Source organism: Flavobacterium sp. KH_035 (assembly GCF_057839565.1).
This window is the reverse complement of record NZ_CM174492.1, coordinates 4647392-4667485: the sequence shown is the minus strand read 5'-3', so window position 1 is coordinate 4667485 and position 20094 is coordinate 4647392. Positions and strand designations below refer to the sequence as shown.

Below are 20094 nucleotides of genomic sequence, written 5' to 3'. Positions count from 1 at the left end.
TTATAGTGTAGCTAGTACCGAACGTTCTTGTTTTACAAAATCTTCCAATAATGCAACCGCCTGATCATTACCACCTGCTGTTAAGAAAGCGGTCTGAACTTCTTTGGCGGCATTTCTGTATTTCGGGTTTTCCAAGAGTTCAAAGACGGTTTCCCTCAGCGCCTCTATTCGAAGTCGTTTGTATCGGATACTGATTCCACAGCCAGCCTGTTCAATCAGCTTTGCGGTATGGAAGTGATCGTAAGCGATGGGTGTAATCAGCATGGGCAGACCATTGGTAAAGGTGTCGTTCACGGTATTAAAGCCACCGTGGCAGATCACCATATCCATATGGGGCATCAAAGTTGATTGTGGGACAAAACCATTTACGATAAAATTATCGGGCCATTTTTCAAATATTTCGGGCGGTGTTGCTGCAATTATAGTAACGGGTTGGTCCGCAAAGGCTTCAATGAGTTTACCGAAAAAAGCTTTCCGGATGTCCACTAATAAAGTACCCAATGACACAAATATTTTAGGCGTTGTGCTGGCCGCTAATCGTTCCCAGTCAAAAGGACTATTGTTGGGACGGCCTTTTACCGGACCTACAAATTTCATGTGTGAAGGAACGGTTTCAAAACCTGCAAAAGCTTGTGAGGTGAATATCAGATTTAATTGATGAGAATGTATAAATATACCCTCATCAGCGATACCGACTTCTTTTTGCAGCTCTTTAATGAGATTTTGCTGCCATTCAAATATTTTGGGAGCACTTTTCTCGGTGTCACCCATAACATCCGGTGGTACTGGGGTTGTTGTCACAGAAGGGATACGATGTTTGTGTGCAAATAAAGCGCCACCAAAGGTGATGCAATCATTGATGATAACATTAGGTTGCCAGTGACTGAGTAGTGTTTCCAATCCCGGCATCATCATTTTAGCCAATGGAACATAGGTTTCTTCCAGTGCTAATTTCATGACTTCCGGTCCGGAACAAGAAGGGCCATCATCTTGTCGTTTTAATAGTTGCTTAAGTTCGTCCTGAAAGGGGATAAGATCCTTCTCGGGATAGATATAGGTTCCTCCTGTCGGAATATGTTCGTCCGCCAGTGGTGTAATACCAAACCATTTGACTTCATGCCCACGGGCAAGTAAACTGGCGCCCAAACTTAATGTCGGACTGATATGCCCAAAAAAAGGTGGAATAACGATGAGAAATTTGGTCGGAGATTCGACTGCTGACTGCGCAGGAGCTATGGCGTGTTCAAGTAGGTCTGCTGCGGTCTTCGTTCCGCCTGCTTCTATAAAAGATTGGCGAACTTTGAGGGCGGCTTCACGATATTGCGCCAGATTCAGGATATTATGAACACTGTCTCTTAGGTGATTCGCTTTAAATCGGTTAAAATTGAGACGTTCACCTGCACCGGTACGTACTACACGTCCTGCAACATGTGATTGATCGTATGCAATTGGAATAACAACGAGTGGCAGACCATGGGAAAGGGCTTCTGAGACCGTATTGTGCCCGCCATGGCAAACTACAGCATCTAAATGCGGCAACAAATCCAATTGCGGGATTTGCGAATAGACCATAAAATTGTCAGGCCACTTATCAAATAGACTGGAATCTGAAACCACTACTACCGTTAGATCCTCATCCTGAAAGGCATCGATTACCTTTTGAAAAAATGCTTTTTTATGCTCGTGGTCGAATGTGGTGCCAATACTGACTAAGATTTTTTTCCTTGGATTACTTTTCAGTTGCTCCCAATCAAAGGCACAGGCTAAACGGTGTTCTGTTATTACCGGACCTGTAAATTTAAAGTTTGAAGCGAGATCCATTTCTCCAAAGAAATAGGGGGAGGTTAATACCAAAGTGAGAAGATCCGAACAATCCAAAGATCGGTTTTCTTTGACTCCGAGTTCTTCCTGTAGCGTCATGATCTGCTTGGCTTCCCATTCATGCACTTTCGGAAGCTCACTGACAATCTTTATTGCTGCCGGGGCTGTTACAGTGGTAGCATAAAGGCGATTAACTTTTTTTGCAGCAATTGCCGCAGCAAATAATTGATGATCACCAATTACTAAATCCGGCTCATAAGCTTCCAACAATTTAACGATTCCTTTATAACAATGTCTGTTTAAAGGGATTAAAACTTCTTCGTATAAAAACTTGATACTGTCAATGCCGTAAACGATCTTTTTTGAAATGATATCCAGGTATTGTTCGCTTTCTCTTTTTTCTTCGTCTGTCTGATCGTATTGAATAAGCAATAGTTCTCCGCCTACAGGAAGTTTAGACTCTAAGTTTTGATCAAGACTGATCCAAGCTACTTTATGTCCTCTATCTAAGAGTTCGGCACCAATGCTCAATGTAGGATTGACATGACCTGTCAGTGGGGGAACAACAAATACAAATTTAGCCATGGTTTTGTAATAAAGGGTTAGTTAAAAATTGAACAATAGTTTCTGCTATCTGAATGGGATTCTGAATGGGAATATTGTGATCTCCATCAATGAGTTTTAACTCGGCTGTACCGATTTGAGACTGCAACCATTCTCCTGTCGGTTTGCAATTGGAAGCAGATCCATATAGTAGCAGGGTGGGTATGTTTAATTCGGAAATAGAAAGCTGATGTAGAAAATGCTTTTCATTAACCATATCTGCTTTGATGCTGGTCTCGTTAAATAAAAACTCGTATAACCGATGGTTTTTTTCCAACTGTCTTTTTCCCATTTTCACTTTTGTGGTATCGGTAAAATTAGCGATGTAATGTTCGAGAAATTCCTTGCTATAAGATTCGATAATATCCCGCGCTTTTTCATCTTGCGGATCAGGCGCTTCAATAATAACCAATTGCCCCACACGTTTAGGGGCTATCAATACAGTTTTGAGTGCAATAAGCCCCCCAAAACTATAGCCAACAAATTGTGCTTTTTTGATTTGGAGGTAATCCATCATTGCGATTAAATCGGATGACATATTTTCTAAATCATATCCTTCTGATGTGCGCTCGCTCCTGCCATGACTTTTTAGATCATACATGACCACATGAAAGTGCTGCGCCAAAATGGGAGCAATGTTAAAATAATAAATAGAAAGATTACTAAACATACCATGGATCAGTACCACGGTATCTTCAGCCTCTTTATTTAGTTCCTGTACGTGAACTTTTTTATTATTAACAGTAATTATTGGCATTCGTAGATGTAATTGATGATCTTATTCAGATCAAGATTAATTAGTTCATCAAGATCCATAGCAGAGAGCCAACCCGTGAAATCAATTTGATCGCCAAAGTGTGCTTTCATTTTTTCTGAAAAGGAAACAATCTCTATACTGTCCATTTCCAGATCTTTAGTGAAAGAACTTTGTGGAGTAATATCCATCTCTTCTACAAATTCTTCACCGATAATTTCCGTAATAAAACCCTTTAATAGGGTAAATAACTCCTCATGATTCCTTTTTAATGTCGTGTTTAAAGTGTCCATCCGATGATATAGTTTTGGTGTTTGACTGTTTTGATTTCTATTTGATCGATCCACAGATGATCTCCTTGTATGCGTGTTACTTCATATTTTTTTGGATTTCCTTTTAGCCCTGTTCCTAATAATTTACTATAAGCTTCTTTGGCTACCCAAAACCGGGTGGTCCATTCCGCCTGATCGCGTTCTTTTAATAAGGCCGATTCTGTATCGGTGAAGACCAATTGATAAAATTCAGAGCTGCGTTCGGCAATGATTTCCATATCGATGCCAACAGCTTTATCCTGCCGTGCAATGGCTACTGCATCTTTTCCTTTATGGGCCAATGAAATCTCGATCTGTTCTGTGGCATTACCTCTGACATAAGGTTTGCCTGCTTTATCAGAATAAATTTCAAAGGTTATGGGGTAACTGGGTTGATTTTTCTGTTGACTCAATACATGGCGTACGGCGTCTTTTACCGCTACACGACTTACCATCCAGTTCTTTCTGCGGTTGGGCAGAAGTTCCTGATAGTACTGTTTTTCCCTTTGATTGAAATAGCGTTTCAGTATAAAATCCCAAGATGATACTCTGGAATAGGCCTGATGAAAGAAAAAGACCTGTGGGGCGATTTCTTCTGAAAGACGGTTATGGAGTGGCGACATGGAAACATTCCATAAAGCTTCGTCAATTTCTAATCTTCGGTTTTGCCATCCTTTTATCACGCACCATACTTTTCCGTTTCTTTCAAGTACAATGTCAGCGATTGCAAATTCATCGTTTAATTCCGTCAGTACACAGGTACATTCAAATTCGCCATCCTGATCGTGCATGTCTTCGAAAAATTCAATTTGTTTGATTTTTACCGGGAAAGCAATGCGGTCTTTGGTTAAGGTGAGCTGTAACCATAATCCAAATAATTGTCCTGCATTGTCCAATAAGGAACCTTTACCGCCATTCCCTTTTATCTTTCCGATAATACCTTTCTCGCCAACAGCCGATATCGCTGTAATACCTTGATAGGCCTCCCCATGAAACATATGTTTCTCATAGATTTCTAAAGGAGTCCGCTCAATTGGTAATGGTTTGCCTATCAAAAGGTCAAACGGAGGTGGTTGCCGATGTGATGCTTCTAAAAATACTTCGGCGTTGGCAAAATTCTCGATTTCCAGATAGGCGTGATTGTTGGAGCGCCAAAGACCTTTTATTGTTTTTTCAAAAGGCGTGGCAACGTTCATCCATTGAAATACACTGACGTGCATGATCTTGTGAATTTTTGTTTCCGGTTGTTCCACTTGCGCTGTCTCTGCCAGTAATTCAAAGATCATGGTCATCGGAATCACGGGTTCCATATCTGCAACATCCGGCCAGCCTTTGGGTTGTCGTAAAAGACTGTGATCAATCAGATAGGGATGTGTAACCAAATTAATCTGTAGTGTTTTTGAAAAACGACTGTCAATCAGTTGTTTTTTGGTTAAGACAGGTGCAGAAACAGCCGTTTGTGTATGATTTTGAAAGACGTCCAATACTTCTTCCTGCATTCGGATCATATCGGCGATATTATCCTGAAATGCCTGAACTAATGGGTGACTTACTTTTGCTGCCGTTTTGGTAAAAACCTCTTTAGGGCGTACGGTATCGATAGATTTTCGCAAGTTTTTTATAGCTTCAAAATCACGGATAATCGGTGATCCTAATTGTAATTTTATACCTTTTTTTGGTACTGCTTTTCTATGATTTTGGATGTCTAAAAAATCGAGTGCCAGAACTTTGCCTTCTACAAATAATGCGGCAACTACCCGTTGCAACTGGGCAAGTGCTGTTCGGGTGGCTACACTTGAAGCAAGTGTGCTGAAGGTTTTCCCTTTTAACGTGTCATCAATAAAACCAATTAATCCGCCTGTACCGATCTGGATAAAAACACGGACTCCTTCGTCATAAAGCTTTTCAGTTAGTTCCCGAAATCTTACAGGCTGAACAAGATGTTCGGCGCTTAGTTGACGGATGGACTGCTGATCTGCCGGATAAGGCAGAAGTGTAGTGGCAGACCACAATGGGATTTTCGTTTTTTGGAATTGAACTTTTTCCATACCTGCTAAAATTACCTGCAGTTTATCTGCAACAAAAGGAGAATGAAATCCGGATTGAAAGGGTAAAATTTGATGAAAGATCTGTTTTGATTTTAATAAAGGCGTCAATTCTTCGAGCGCAGAAAGGGTACCGCACAGGATGACCTGATGCGGACAATTATCATTTGAAACATAAAGGTTCGGAATTTGTTCAATCAAAGGTGCTATATCTTCCAGACCTGCTCCAATAGCAATGAATTTAGAGTCTTTTAGTTCAAATGTTTTTGGATCAAGTACATCGATCAAATCCTTAACAGAACTTGCTTCGGCCAGGTCTGAGGCATATCCCGCTAACCATTCTCCCAAACTATGTCCGGCATTCATATCCGGATAGATTCCCAGTTTTTTTAAAGCACTGTCGAGTATACCACAATTGTTAAAAACACCCAATGCTTCATTCAACAGTCCTTCACCAGCTGTTTCTATGGGAGCTGTCAATCCAAAATATTTACTGACCGTTGCAACTTCGCCTTTTGCTAAACCATCGAGTCCCGGGAATACAAAGGCAACTTTGCTACCATCCTGTAAAAGGGGAGTGGAGGTGTACCATATATCTTGTTTGTTGCGCCAGGCATTATTTTTAGATACAATTTTGATTGCTTTTTGAATACGTTCGGATGTTGGATCAAAGAGGGCAATACGATAATCGCCATCTCCAACAGCAGTATCGTTATCCTGGAGTGCAGAAAGCAAGGCTTCACGTGTCGGTCTTGCAAGCAACAATACTTCGTCTTTTTTAGGGATCTCATAACCCTCCAAAACTACGTGGGCGTTGATACCTCCAAAGCCAAATGCATTTACTGCTGCGATTTTTGGTGAACCGGTTTGCGACCAGTTTTTAGCTTCCTGTATTGGTGTAAATCTGGTGAGTTGCAGGGCGGCAGTAGGGTTTTCGCAATATAAGGTAGGTGGCAATATGTCGTGATGTAAGGCTAGACAAGTTTTGATTAAACCTGCTATTCCTGCAGCAGGCATGGCATGACCTATATTGGATTTGACAGATCCTATACCGGCACGTGCAGTTGTTTCGTTTTTGCCGAAAAATTGAGCCAGAGTTTGCAGTTCTGTTTTATCTCCTAACGGAGTTCCGGTGCCATGAGCTTCGAGATAACCAATTTGTTCTTTATCTAAATTGGCATGTGTCCACGCCTGTTCCAATGCTTTTAACTGGCCTTTTACAGAAGGGCTCATCACGCTTGTTCCATTGCCATCACTGCTGATACCAACTCCTTTAATAACGGCATAAATTTTATCCTGATCGCGTACCGCATCTTCCAACCGTTTTAGGACAACGAAACCACAGCCTTCTCCAATGAGCAATCCGTCTGCATCTTCGCTAAAGGGCTTGATTTGCTGTTGATGTGATAATGCTCCCAATTGGCTGAATATGCTCCAAAATGCAGCATTTTGACCGGTATGAACTCCTCCGGCAATCATGATATCGCTTCGGCCACGCTGCAACTCTTGTACGGCATGGTCTACGGCTACAAGAGCGCTTGCACAGGCCGCATCAACGGTGAAAGCGACGCCTCCAAGATTGAATCGGTTGGATACTAATGAGGCAACAAGGTTGGGGATTAACCCCATGGCGGTATCTGCTGAAAACCGCCCTTTACGTTCCTGAAAGGCCTGTTTTATTTTTCCAATATCTGAAGAAGATACCTCCGGCAATAGTTCTTGCAAAAGAGAGAATATCTGTTCGCCAGTACGTACAATTTCAATAGCGCGTGTAGCTCCGGGACCTGTATAATTCCCTTTTCCGATGACAATTCCGGTTCGTTCCAATGAAACTTTTTTTCGGAATACACCTGCGTCTTCTAATGCTTTTTGAACGAGTTCGAGTGTTAATAGATGGTCGGGTTCAGTGCCTTCAACGGCAAGAGGTAAAATACCAAATGCTGTAGGATCGAATTCATAATCAGGAATAAACCCGCCACGATTACAATAAAAGCGATCCGTAGCTTCTTTGCTGTCGTTAAAGTGAACAGGATCGATTCGATCTGCCGGAACAACTTGCGTGGAGTCGACTTTATTGATGATATTCTGCCAGAATTCCTCTGCATTTTTTGCACCGGGAAACAGGCAGGATAAACCTACAATAGCAATATCTGTTTTTTTCATAATAGAGGAATACGACGGTTATTACCAATTTTTACCAGACATGATTAATACCTGACTTTCTGTTCCATACTTGATTTCGTTAAGAAACAGCTCTTTTCCTTCTTCTAATGGGATCAGCGAAATTCCGCGGCGTTCGTATTCATTTTCCAAGGATGAGGAAACCATTCCTGCACCTTTCCATGGCCCCCAATTGATCGAGATTACTTTTCCTTTTAGCCTTTTGTTTAATACATTGGCATAATCATCCAAAACACTATTTGCTGCTGCATAGTCGGTTTGTCCTTTGTTACCATAAACGGAGGCGATGCTTGAAAACAGAACTACGAATTGGCAATCTGAACGTAATTGTTCCACCAGTACACGTAAGGGTTTTACTTTTGTGTCAAAGACACGTTCAAAAGAGCTGGTTGTTTTCTGCTTGAAAAGTTTGTCTTCCAAAAGACCAGCACCATGAATGACACCATCTAATTGGCCGTATTGTTCATAAATATCATGGAGAAGCTGAGTCAATCCTTCTTCATCACAAACATCTAAGGATTGATAGACTACTTTATTTCCCAATTGTTCCATGTCGTGAATGGTACGCACGATCTGATTGTTTTTGAAAATTCGCGATGTCTCTTTTTCAATTTGGGGTGGCGTGGTAAAATTACCGGTCTTGATGAGGTAACTTCTGATTTCTTCTCGCGATTTCATCAACTCTAATTCTTTTGAATCGGTGCTGACTTCTCTCGGATCTGTTGATCTGCCGACAAGGATATAGGTACACGGATAAGCTGCCGACATATGTTTTACCAGTTCAGCAGTGATACCCTGTCCTCCTCCGAGGACTAAAACAACCGATTTTTGATCAAGGTGAATGTGTGCCTGGTCAAGAGCCGTTAACATTGGTGAAGGTATTATATCGACTTTATGCCGTTGATCGTGCTTGTAAATAACTTCAGCTGATTGGTCTGTCGTCAGTATCTCACGTAATGTAATTTCGGCTATTTGATCTATTTGCTGTACTGTATGGAGACTGATTAGCCTGCAGTTCGTTTGTTCAAACTCACGGGCTAAGCTTTTGAAGAAGCCGGGATAACCTTGATAATGACGTAGTGCACGGGTGTCTTTTAATTCTTCAACAAGTGTTGGAATATCTGAGATCAAATAAATCCACTGCGCTTTTTCAAGATCCATCTTTTTAATTAAACCAACGTGGTCGATGATACTATGTTTGACAGCAGCGGAGCCTATATCGAAAATAATCAGTCCATCAAAGAGCGTCAGATCCTGATCAGTATGAACCAATTGTGCAATTGCACCATGTTGTTCAAGTATTGTTTTAATTGCCGCTGTTTGTGTTCCATTGTCCGGAGCTATTGCAAATCGTTTTCCTTTAAGTATTTCGGTATTTTGTGCTTCGGAAATAGCGGTTGGTATCAAATCAAATCGCAGGCGTGTTAGTAAACTTTGTACAGGTTCGGTTGTACTCATTTCAGTTATCCAGTTTGCTAAACCATTTAGTGTTTTTATGGCAGCTAAGTTTTCCATAAGATCGTCAGCTTGCTCCTTGTCATCACCAAATCCGATTTTGATTTTTAGTTCGCTGATAATTTCCATTCGTTTGATGGAATCTATACTTAAATCTGCTTCAAGATCCAGATCTAGTCCTAACATCTCTTTTGGATAGCCGGTCTTTTCGCTGACAATATCTAAAATGGCCGTCTGCAATTCTGCAAGTGTACGGATGGCTTTAGGGACGATTACAGGTAATTCGGGTGATAATTCAACCGTTGTGACAGGGGAAACAACAGTGCCTGTGTATTCTGTAAGCCAGGTTACGAGTCCATTTAAAGTCTTTATTGCAGCCAGTTGTTCCATCACTGTATCTTCATTTTCATGATCATTGTTGAGTATGCCAAGCTCATTGCGGAGCGTTCCGATGATTTCAACTCTTTTGATAGAATCTATGCTGAGGTCAGCTTCCAGATCCATTTCCATACCTAACATTTCATGTGGATAGCCCGTTTTTTCGGATACTACGTTTAATAGCAAGGATTTGATATCTGTTGTAGGTGTTGACAGGGTTACTGTAGCTATTGTTTTATCGTTGGTAATTAGTGTTGGTACCAATTGATCAGCTGTAGTATTTTTTGCTGTTGCAGCATAAACAGGTATTGGGGTAATGTGTTCCTGTTGTCCTAAAAAGGAAAGCATAACATCTCGTTGCGCCTGAATGAGCATTTTCATGCTGTTTAAATATTCCTGTAGTACGTGTTCTGTAGCAGGTTGTGCCTGTGGTGTTTGGATAATAGTAGAGTTTTTCATTTGAATTGGGGTTACTATAGGTAAGGCACCATGAGCAGGTAATGTACCTGTTGTTGGATGAGCGGCTTGTCCATTTACACGCCAAATCGTTGAGCTTTTTTTATAAAGGTCGGGTTGATCGATCTGGATTAAATTTGCGTGTCGATCTTCAAAAAGTTTATTTAAATTAAAGGTACGGCCAGTTCCAAGGTACTGTGCAAACAGACAAAGGAGATGGGTGAGGCTATTATGGTTGTTGTCCTCGACATGTAGTGCCATCACATCTTGGTTGAGGCAAGCTTTTGTTAATCCGGTTAATACTTTTCCAGGACCTACTTCAATAAATATTCTCGCTCCATCGGCATACATCGCCTGGATTTCGTCAACAAAATGTACGGGTTGGACCAAATGATCTGTCAATTGTAATTTGATATCAGATACCGGGCTTGGGTATAAGCTTGCTGTGGTGTTGGACCAGACTGGAATCTGCATTTCCTGAAAAGGAATTTCTTTGAGAACATTCGCATACAAGTCTTTGGATTGGCTTACCAAGGGGCTGTGAAAAGCACAGGCAACTTCTAATTTTTTGCAGGAGATACGTTCGTTTTTAAGTACTTCCATAAATTTGTCAATGGATGCAGTGCTTCCGGCAACAACGCATTGAGTTGGTGAATTATAATTAACAGGATAGCAGTCTGGATGCTGTTCAAGAATCGCTTTCAGGCGATCTGCATCGATGTTTATGGCTACCATAGTTCCGGGATCACCATCTTTAACAGCTTCTAAAATGGCTTGTGCACGTTTGCTGCTGAGTTCAACCAACTGGTGTTCGTTAAATACACCGGCAAAACATAAGGCTGGTAATTCACCATAACTATGTCCTGCTAACATATCAGGCAGGATGCCGAATGATTGTAGCAATTGAGCTAAGGCAAGATCTACAATACCTAAAAGTGGTTGTGCCAGACGTGTATCCTTAATGGTTTCTTTTTGTTTTTTTAATGTCACCGTATCAAATGTGGCTGAAGGAAAAATAACTTTTTCTAAATCAGGATATTGTGCTATAATTTTACGCAGGACCGGAAATAAAACGAATAGATCTCGCGCCATATGAATGTGTTGGCTGCCTTGACCGGGAAACAGAAATGCGGTTTTCCCCTCTCGTTTGTTGACGATAAAAATATCTTTACTTTCAATGCCTGTTAACAAGAGTTCGATTTTCATCATTAAATCTTCGGCTGTATCGGCAACAATGCTCAGTTGAATTGGTTTTTCGGAACCGACGACTAAACTGTATGCAATGTCTTTTAAGGATAGACTATCATTGATTTCCAATAAAATTTTGACCTGTTCTAATTGAATTTTGGCTTCATTATAATTGTCACCACGGAAGACAAATAATTCGGAGGACCAGGATTGTAGAATGGTGGCCTTTTCTTTTTGTGGATGATTTTCGATTACCATATGAAAATTGGTACCGCCAAAGCCAAAGGCACTAATACCGGCATAACGCTCTTTTTCGGACCATAACCCTGTTTTTGCATGAAAGGCAAAAGGACTTGTATCTGCATTAAAGTAGGCGTTGGGTTGTTGCAGATGAAGAGTAGGGGGCTTTACGCCATGGAATACAGCCATAGCGGCTTTGATGAGTCCAGCCAAACCTGCAGCACATTTGGTGTGCCCAATTTGAGTTTTTACAGATCCAAGATGAGTCTGAGCTGGTAAAGCTCCGGATTTGCTAAATAAATTGGTGAGGGCAGTAAGTTCTGTTTTATCTCCGACTACTGTTCCAGTGCCATGAGCTTCAACCAAACCAACTGCTGCTGCACTGATACCTGCCTGATCATAGGCACGTTCTAAGGCGCGTACCTGACCGATTTTTCGAGGTGCTGTAAGACCAAGAGCTTTACCGTCGCTGGATCCTCCGACACCTTTAATAACCGAATAAATGCGGTCACCGTCCCGTTGGGCATCTTCATATCGTTTTAAGACCAAAATGGCTACCCCTTCGCCAAGAGCAATACCATCAGCAGTGCTGTCAAACGTTGCGCAGCGTCCTTTGCGAGAGAGGGCATGTGTGCTGGAAAACATCAGATAATCGTTGATTCCGTTATGTAAATCGACTCCTCCGGTAAGTACCATATCCGATTTGCCCAGTATCAGCTCCTGGCAAGCCAGATCAATGGCCGCCATCGATGAGGCACAGGCCGCGTCTACAGTAAAATTTCTTCCACCCAAATCCAGGCGGTTTGTGATTCTTCCGGCAATAACATTGGCTAGTATACCAGGGAACGAATCTTCGGTGGTGTGCGGGAATGCTTTTTCTACTTCTTCATGAAGTTCTCCAAAAACTTGTTTATAATAGCCTCTGAAACTGTAACTGTTGGCAAGATCATTTCCGCCTTCAGCACCGATGATAACCGATATATTTTCTCTGTTGATTTGTTTTTCACCATAACCGGCATCTTCCATTGCACGTTTGGCAATGAGTAAGGTTAAAAGTTGAGTTGGCTCTATCGCCGCAAGTGATTGTGGCGGAATACCAAATTCTAAGGGATCAAAATCTATTTTTGGGATAAAACCGCCCCATTTTGAATGTGATACATCTGAAGCATTGGAATCAGGCTGATAGTAAATCTCTTTATTCCATCGCTCATCCGGTACTTCGGTGACGCAGTCTTTTCCAAGAATGATATTACGCCAGTATTCTGCTAAATTTTTAGCGCCCGGGAACACGCATTCCATGCCTATAATGGCGATATCCAATCCTTTTTCGGCTGATGTAGGTTTTTGTGGTAGCGCTACTTCTTTAATATATTTTTGATTCTCGATAGCAACGTCATGGTGGAGTGATTCAAGTGTAATTACTTGGTTGTGCATCGTTGCTACTTGTCCGATCATATACATGCCTAAATCAAGTTGTTGGTTTTTAGGTACAGTTACGAGTGCATCACCTTGACGGTCAATGCCTTTTGCTGCGATTCGGAGGCGTCCTACATTCAGTTTTTCAAGTTGTTCCCAAATCTGCTTTTTGTCTATTCCAGTGGCTAGCAATTTTTTCTTTTCACTGTCGAAATGTAAGGCGAATGCAGTATTTAAGCAACGTGTTTCGTGACCTGGTGCAGTTTCCAGCAGGACGGTATCTCTGGCTTGCATTGCTTGTTGCTGGAACTCTAGCTGAATAGCACCTGTATTTACAGCTTCCTGTGTATACAAATAGGCTGTTCCCATCAACACACCGACTTTTACACCTCGGGCAGCTAGAGGAGCGGCCATGATAGATACAAAGGCTGTTGAAAAAGCATTATGAATTCCGCCGGCAAAAAAGACACTTATATTTTCCGGATGATCTTCTTTTAGGATGCGTTCGATTTGTTTTTCCCAAAGCACTGTACTGGAAAGTGGGCCAACATGTCCACCACATTCTCTGCCTTCAAATATGAAATTTTTGGCACCTTCTTTTAGGAAAATATCTAATAACGCAGGTGAAGGGACATGTAAAAATGTTGTTATACCGGCTTTTTCAAATACTTTAGCCTGTGCAGGCCGACCTCCTGCGATCAGTACTACTGGAGGTTTGGCTTCAAGAATATAGGCAGTCTGTTCTTCTCGCAATTCCTGTGGTGCAAAGCCTAATATACCTACGCCCCAAGTTTTATCGCCGGCAAGTTTTTGAGTTTCGATGACTAAGGTTCTTGCTTGTTCCCCCTTGAGTAAAGAAAGAGCTATAAAAGGTAAGGCTCCTGTTTCTGCAACAGCATTGGCAAATGCCGGAACATCACTTACGCGGGTCATTGGTCCTTGTGCGATAGGGTAGCGTAGGCCAAGTTGTTTTGCTAATGGATTGTTCTGGTCAATAATTTGAGATGCTTTTGCTTGTTTCAGATGACCATACATGGCTTCTTTAAATCCAAAAATCAATTTTTTTAACGTTGTGAAATTTTCATAGAGATCTGTTGCTAAAGCAATGTCTTGCCCCATAGGAATGTAACTCTTGTTGGAATCAAGGTCATTAAAATATTTTTCTAACTCTTCGATGGAAGCATTTTCAGATAAAACAGGTGAATTGGGTCTAACCAATACGCGATGGTGCGCGATGATCTTGGTTTCTGTCCCATTTAATTTTGAACATAGATTTTTGAGGTCTTGGGGAATGTTACTTTCTGGATATAGTGCCAATTGACTATCTAATACAATGCCTTTTGCTCCAAGTGCTTTTGTGGCAGCTGCCGTATGAAGGCCTATTCCTCCTTGTACCCATACAGGTATAGTGTTGATTTCTTTTATGACACGTTGAAATAAAACAAAAGTGGATTCATAACCAATTAATCCTCCAGCTTCGTTTCCTTTCACAATAATTCCAATTGCTCCCAATTGTTCGGCTTCTCTGGCTTGCTCAAGGCTAGTTACCTGATAAATCCGTGATAAGTTAGCATAGGTGTTTATTGAGATCCCAAATGGAAGGATAATAAAATTTACCTGTTCGGACAGTTGAAGAGATGTTAGTTTATCATTTGTGAGATGTATACCATAGGAAGGTATATTGATCTGGTCAAGTTGTTTTAATGCTTCTTGAGCGATTACTATATCATGTCCCAAACTTAATATAGGGAATGCTCCAGCCTGAAATAGTTTAGACATCAGGTTGACGTCAGGCTTTTCAAAAGGCGTTACTCCTAAAATGGTTAAATTTTTCATACGTCGATGAGATTGAAATGAGATTTGGAAATTGTATAAACTATAATAAAAACCTTTACGGTATTATTCGTTAATGTGGTATAGTATAGTAAAAGTAGTTAATTTCTTCTAAATTTTAAGTATTAGAATTAATTTTATAATGATTTTTTTACAAAATCTTTAAATATCGGATTATTATTAGCTTGTTTGTAAAAAAATACTTCTTTTTTTATGATTTTTGTAGTTTTTCTTATTTCGTTCGTACTGTCATCTAATGTATTTGCTTCATTTTTTGATAACTAGAGAGGGAAGATTTCTAAAATATTGTTGTGCGTTTTAATTAAAGCTAATTAAAATTTAAATTTAACTTTTTATTTTTGTAAAAATTTACTGTATTTTAAATGAAAACTTACGGTTATTTGAATGAAAATTTGAATCAGTCGGACAAAGTAATTGACAGCCCCACTGAAAATAACATAGAAGGCATTTGAGATGACAATAAAACAGGTGACGATTTACTTATGATGCCAATAGTAACATGATTGTGGATAAACTAAAAAATATCATAGAAGTATGATACAATCAGCTCAATTTACCAAAGAAAATTGTATTTGGAGCACCTTGAAATTGAGAGTATTATTAGGGAGTATAAAAACTCTCTCTTTTGATTGAAAAAATTAAAAGATTAATCTCAATGTGGTAAAGTTTTAATTTGAGTGTTTTAGGTGCTTGTTTTGTTAGTTTGCGGTTTTAAAAAACACCCATCCTGCATTTGTTAATTTTTTTTAATTACTGTGCCTCGATTTTGCCACGAAACTTCGAACGCTAATTTTTTGAACTTTTTTTAGATAATTTTCGGTATAACTTGTTTAAATGAATGCATAAAGTTTTTGTGGTAAAGAAGTTATCTCCTATATTATATGATTAATCGTAAAACCACAATTTTTTGTAATGTAAAAAAATATTTGTAAGCTCGTATTAAATTAGTTTTAAGTGAAATGAACAGAGCTAAAAAAAAAATCAATAAAATGTTCTAGCTTCAATATTTCAGAATGTAAAAATTACGGTTGAGGTTAAAAATATGATTCTTCAGTAACTTAAAAATATGTTGAAAGCCATAATTAAACAATTTTACCTTAATAATTGTTTAATTGATCTGTATATGAGTTCACCACTTACTATAATTGCTGCCACAAATTTTTCTGATATATCGAATAATGCTGTTACTTATGCAGCTGGAATTGCAAAAACAGCAGGGGCTAAGCTGATTCTGTTTAACTCTTTTTCATTAAGTTTTCACAGCGCCAATTCTCTTATTTCAGCTGAAGGCATGCAGAAACAAATTGAAAAAGCAGCTTCCCGACTTGAAACACGGAGCGCAGAAATAGCTGTTTTATACAAAATAGAAGCAAGTTCTGTATGTACTTATTCTTTTTTAGAAGATGAACTTTCTTATCTTATTGGCAGTACAGCGGCAAGTCTTGTGGTAATGGGAATGGCAGAGCGTTCTTTTGAACAGGAATTAATGGGAAATTCAACTACAGCTGTCATAAAAAATTTGAATATTCCGGTTTTGGCAGTGCCGTTAAATGCCCGTTTCCATAATATTAAAAAAATACTTTATGCTTCTGATACTTTAAGTTTATCATCAATAAAAAGATTTTCCTGGATAAGGCAGATTGTTAGCAAATTAGGAGCAGAAATTGAGTTCTTTAGCGTAGAAGAAAAACTGAATAATTTAAAAGAAGAACAAGATAAAATATTGCTGACTTCTACATTAGAGAAAGAATTTGAGCAAGTGAAATACATGTATAAAAGTGTAAAATCAAATGCCGTAATTAATGAAATAGAGAAAGAAATTAAAAATTATGATGCCGATATTTTGGTAATGGTACCTCAAAAATATGGCTTTTGGGATTCTTTGGTTCATAAAAGTAAAACCAGAATTATGGCGGCAGGTCTGGATATTCCGTTATTGTCTTTTCCAAATTATCAGAAAGAAATAAGCTAAGATCATATATGAGAAAGAAAAAGGATTTAGAAGTGTAATAGGCATTGTCAATTTTTATCTTTGTTTCAATTAATATGCATAAATTTAATATTTAACCAATTATTAGTTAATGAATTCAAGTATTCAAAATAAACTATCCGGAAAGAATTTTTTCTATAAATATTATAGAGTTATTGTTATACCGGTGGTTTTTCTGATTTATTTATCCTCTTATTATTTTCTGAATCCCTATCAGGATTTTGAGCATAATACTTTATTAGTAATAGATTGGACGCTTGATATATTTATAATCCTTGTATATTGTGCTGTACTTACAGAGTTAAGTCTTTTTGTTGGGCGTAGTCTAAACTATTGGATCAGTTGGGAGCAAAAACCAATTTTCAGAGCTTTTGCACAGTTTGTATGCATTATTTTAGGTAACATTCTTTTAAACTACTTTTTTTCGTATCTGTGGGAATATTTATATTCCTGGACACCATTAAAAGAAAGTGAACTTGTTCAAATCTGGCAGTCCAATTTAATGGCTGCGATATTATCCCTTTTTATAAGTTTTATACATACGAGTATATTTTTGCTAAACCGCTGGCGTGTTACTTCTGAAGAAGCGGCAGAACTAAAAGTAAAAGCATCTGAACTTCAGGAAGCTGCTGCAAAATATGAATTGGAGTCATTAAAATTACAGCTTGATCCACATTTTATCTTTAATAATTTCAGCGCTCTGACCGAGCTAATTCATGAAGATCCAAAAGCCGCTGCATCATTTTTGGAGAACATTACAAAGGTGTATCGTTATATGATTTCAAACCTAAATAAAGATACCATAACAGTAAAAGAAGAGATTGAATTTTTGAATGCTTATTTTTATCTTTTAAAGAAACGACTTGGTGAGAAGGTTGATTTGAAACTTCAAATTGAGATGACTTGTTTAGATCGTCATTTACCACCATTAACATTACAATTATTAGTCGAAAATGCCGTAAAACATAATATGGCAACAGTATCAAATCCGCTTACGATTTCTATTTATTCTGATCTTGGTGATCTTGTGGTTAGAAATAATCTACAGCCAACAGCCGGAAAGAGCTTGGTTTCGACAGGAATTGGACATAAAAATATTGAGTTTCGATATAAAATTCTGCACGATAGAATGCCCGTTTTCTCGGAGTCAAATGGGGCTTATTGTGTACGTTTGCCTTTAATTTCAAAATAGTATGAAAATTTTAATTGTAGAAGATGAAAGTATCAACGCCAGCCGTTTGAAAAGACTGTTGGAAGAACTGGAACCTCAATGTGAGATTCTGGCCGTTATTGATACCGTTGCAGATTCAGTTAAATGGCTGAATTCAAACCCTGCGCCCGATTTAATCACGATGGATATTCGTCTGGCTGACGGATTGAGTTTTTCTATTTTTGATGAAGTCGAAATTACCTCTCCTATTATCTTTACAACAGCTTATGACGAATATGCCATAAAAGCTTTTAAGGTAAACAGTATTGATTACCTGATGAAGCCAATTGAAAAAAACGAACTTGAATTTGCTTTAAAAAAGTTTAAGTCCGTTTCTAAAGTTGAAAATAATTCGACTGATATTGCCGGAATTCTAAAAGGTTTTATGAATAAACCCTCTTTTAGATTACGTTTTTTAGTAACCTATCGCGACGGTTATAAAAGTGTAGATGTTGCCGATATTGATTTTATATATTCGGAATTTAAGACCAGTAATTTAGTCCTCAAAGACGGCACGGCCATTCCCGTAACTCAGACTATGGAAGAATTAGAGCAGGAACTTGATCCGGATGTTTTTTTTCGTGCCAACAGACAGTTTTTCATTCGGGTTGAAAGCATAAAGTCGATCTCAAACTATTTTAATGCAAAGCTAAAAATACAGCTCAAGTTAGATCCTGAACGTGAGGTAATCATAAGTAGAGAAAAAGCGCCTGTATTTAAACAATGGATGGATCGCTAGTAAAGGTTTTGAGATACTAAGTTGCTAAGGTTCTAAGTAAAATCATATTTTTTAGTTGCCTCCAGTTTTAACTGGAGGTAAAATAAATTCATTATCAAGGGCTTTAGCCAAAAGATGAGTTTGACTAAAGTCTTTTCCATCCTATCAATAACTCCAGTTAAAACTGGAGGCTATTCAATAAATTTAAACTTCGTGCCATTGTGTCTTTGGCATTATCATTCTCATTCGTTTCAGTATCGAAAAATTCCGTTTGGGTAACTTTCTTCTGTTTAAAGGTCGTTTTGTGCTGTTCTTTTGCGGTCAAATTCTATGTATTCATTAAAGTGAAATAAAATGACAAAACAATTTTTTCAAAATTATAAAACATTCAATAAGGTTGTAGTCTTATTGATTATCATTAGTTTTTCTTCATGCGGTAAAAGCGGATCAGAAGCAGATGCAATGGCGGTTCAAAAACCGGAAGTAGATTTTTTTCAGGCAAAATCTGTTACAGGTGAAGTGGCAAAAAAATACCCCGGAACTGTAGAAGGTACCGTAAATGTTGATATTAAAGCTCAGGTTTCAGGATACCTTGAAGCAATTTATGTAAAAGAAGGTGATTATGTAAACAAAGGACAATCACTTTTTAAAATTAAAGGAGATGTTTACGCAGAGCAGGTTAACAGCAGTCGTGCAGCATACAAAAGTGCTTTGGCAAACTTAGCGAATGCTAAACTTGAAATTGAAAAAGTGAAACCTCTGGTAGATGCAAAAGTATATTCGGATATGCAGTTAAAAACGGCACAGGCAAATTACGATGTAGCACAAGCACAGGCAGCACAAGCAAAAGCAGCTTTAGGATCTTCACAATTAAACGCTGATTTCTCTTTGATAAAAGCTCCGGTAAGCGGTTATATCAGCCGTATTCCAAATCGTGTTGGAAACTTGGTTACGCCATCAGATACTGTTCCGTTGACTATTTTATCAGACATTAATACAGTTTTTGTTTATTTCTCGATGAGCGAATCTGATTATCTGACTTTCTCCAAAGATTCAAAATCAAAGAAAACAGTAAGTCTTATTATGGCCGATGATAGTGCTTACGATCAAAAAGGAACATTAGAAATCGCAAGCGGAAACATTGACAGAACTACCGGAACAATTGCCTTAAAAGCGATTTTTCCAAATCCTAAAAAACTTTTGCGTGCAGGAGGATCAGCAAGAATTATTTTAAACAGCAATTTGTCTTCTGTTATAACGGTACCAATGGCAAGTGTAAAAGATATTCAGGATAAGTTTTTTGTTTTTGTTTTAGGCAAAGGCAATAAAGTAGCCATGACTCCAATTGAAGTTGCCGGAAGTTCCGGTACAAATTATTTTGTAAAAAACGGTGTAAAAAGTGGTGATAAGATTGCATTAAATTCTATCGATGCGCTAAATGATGGTATCGAAGTAAGAGCGATAATAAAATAAC

At 38.8% G+C, this 20094-nt stretch carries 9 protein-coding genes; 4 read left to right on the top strand and 5 right to left on the bottom strand.

Translation table 11 applies throughout. The annotated features are described in order from the left end of the window. From AC3IS6_RS18990 to AC3IS6_RS18970, 5 genes are read right to left on the bottom strand one after another with little or no spacing between them, the layout of a single operon-like run. On the bottom strand, positions 1-2406 hold the full coding sequence (locus AC3IS6_RS18990) for a glycosyltransferase (protein WP_489161683.1): 2406 nt from the start codon (positions 2404-2406) through the stop codon (positions 1-3). Next, positions 2399-3181 (bottom strand): alpha/beta fold hydrolase, encoded by a 783-nt coding sequence (locus AC3IS6_RS18985; RefSeq protein ID WP_489161682.1) that lies wholly within the window; start codon positions 3179-3181, stop codon positions 2399-2401. Before AC3IS6_RS18985 ends, AC3IS6_RS18990 begins: the two co-directional genes overlap by 8 nt. Next, a complete protein-coding gene (locus tag AC3IS6_RS18980) occupies positions 3172-3471 on the bottom strand; it encodes an acyl carrier protein (RefSeq protein WP_489161680.1) in 300 nt (99 codons plus the stop codon). Before AC3IS6_RS18980 ends, AC3IS6_RS18985 begins: the two co-directional genes overlap by 10 nt. After that, positions 3459-7697, bottom strand: coding sequence for a type I polyketide synthase (locus AC3IS6_RS18975; RefSeq protein ID WP_489161678.1), 4239 nt, complete (start codon positions 7695-7697; stop codon positions 3459-3461). Before AC3IS6_RS18975 ends, AC3IS6_RS18980 begins: the two co-directional genes overlap by 13 nt. Positions 7698-7718: 21 nt before the next feature. After that, positions 7719-14684, bottom strand: a complete 6966-nt coding sequence (locus AC3IS6_RS18970; RefSeq protein WP_489161677.1) for an SDR family NAD(P)-dependent oxidoreductase — start codon at positions 14682-14684, stop codon at positions 7719-7721. Positions 14685-15825: 1141 nt separating this feature from the next. Between AC3IS6_RS18970 and AC3IS6_RS18965 the strand changes: the two genes are divergently transcribed. The 4 genes from AC3IS6_RS18965 (at position 15826) to AC3IS6_RS18950 (ending at position 20093) form a co-directional block, all read left to right on the top strand. Further along, positions 15826-16674 carry a universal stress protein gene (locus AC3IS6_RS18965; RefSeq protein ID WP_489161676.1) on the top strand — a complete coding sequence of 283 codons (849 nt, stop codon included), beginning with the start codon at positions 15826-15828 and terminating at the stop codon, positions 16672-16674. Between the two features lie 109 nt (positions 16675-16783). Continuing rightward, the gene (locus AC3IS6_RS18960) at positions 16784-17884 is read left to right on the top strand and encodes a sensor histidine kinase (RefSeq protein WP_489161674.1); all 1101 of its coding nucleotides are present in this window, start codon (positions 16784-16786) and stop codon (positions 17882-17884) included. A gap of 1 nt (position 17885) precedes the next feature. Then, entirely contained in the window at positions 17886-18641 is a 756-nt protein-coding gene (locus AC3IS6_RS18955; protein WP_489161672.1) for a LytR/AlgR family response regulator transcription factor, read from the top strand. Between the two features lie 333 nt (positions 18642-18974). After that, positions 18975-20093 carry an efflux RND transporter periplasmic adaptor subunit gene (locus tag AC3IS6_RS18950; RefSeq protein ID WP_489161671.1) on the top strand — a complete coding sequence of 373 codons (1119 nt, stop codon included), beginning with the start codon at positions 18975-18977 and terminating at the stop codon, positions 20091-20093. Position 20094: the final 1 nt, after the last annotated feature.

What these genes read in the sequence shown, in the direction of transcription:
- AC3IS6_RS18985 (WP_489161682.1), bottom strand. Translation starts at nt 3,181, where the DNA reads ATGCCAATAATTACTGTTAATAATAAAAAAGTTCACGTACAGGAACTA.
- AC3IS6_RS18970 (WP_489161677.1), bottom strand. Translation starts at nt 14,684, where the DNA reads ATGAAAAATTTAACCATTTTAGGAGTAACGCCTTTTGAAAAGCCTGAC.
- AC3IS6_RS18975 (WP_489161678.1), bottom strand. Translation starts at nt 7,697, where the DNA reads ATGAAAAAAACAGATATTGCTATTGTAGGTTTATCCTGCCTGTTTCCC.
- AC3IS6_RS18960 (WP_489161674.1), top strand. Translation starts at nt 16,784, where the DNA reads ATGAATTCAAGTATTCAAAATAAACTATCCGGAAAGAATTTTTTCTAT.
- AC3IS6_RS18990 (WP_489161683.1), bottom strand. Translation starts at nt 2,406, where the DNA reads ATGGCTAAATTTGTATTTGTTGTTCCCCCACTGACAGGTCATGTCAAT.
- AC3IS6_RS18980 (WP_489161680.1), bottom strand. Translation starts at nt 3,471, where the DNA reads ATGGACACTTTAAACACGACATTAAAAAGGAATCATGAGGAGTTATTT.
- AC3IS6_RS18950 (WP_489161671.1), top strand. Translation starts at nt 18,975, where the DNA reads ATGACAAAACAATTTTTTCAAAATTATAAAACATTCAATAAGGTTGTA.
- AC3IS6_RS18965 (WP_489161676.1), top strand. Translation starts at nt 15,826, where the DNA reads ATGAGTTCACCACTTACTATAATTGCTGCCACAAATTTTTCTGATATA.
- AC3IS6_RS18955 (WP_489161672.1), top strand. Translation starts at nt 17,886, where the DNA reads ATGAAAATTTTAATTGTAGAAGATGAAAGTATCAACGCCAGCCGTTTG.